This is a genomic window from Bittarella massiliensis (ex Durand et al. 2017), assembly GCF_017566145.1.
In the GTDB taxonomy this organism is placed as follows: Bacteria; Bacillota; Clostridia; order Oscillospirales; family Ruminococcaceae; genus Bittarella; species Bittarella massiliensis_A.
In genome coordinates, this window is the sequence record NZ_JABFCL010000349.1 from 1 (window position 1) to 212 (window position 212).

Below are 212 nucleotides of genomic sequence, written 5' to 3' on the forward strand. Positions count from 1 at the left end.
GGACAGTACCGTGGATCTTCCGAAAGAATGGCTGGAAGAACACAGGGTTCCGACGCTTAGATTAGCATATACGATTGACGGTGAGACCTATCCGGATATGGAGGGTCTGTCAAAGAAAGAATTTTTCGACCGGATCCGAAACGGATCTCTGCCGACGACTTCCCAGGTTACTCCTGGACAGGCAAGAGAACTATTTGAATCTATTATTAAAG

1 protein-coding gene is annotated in these 212 nt (G+C 46.7%); it reads left to right on the forward strand.

What is annotated here, in order from left to right:
* A partial coding sequence (locus HJY11_RS14620; RefSeq protein ID WP_208076571.1) for a DegV family protein occupies positions 1 to 212 on the forward strand: 212 nt, incomplete at both ends.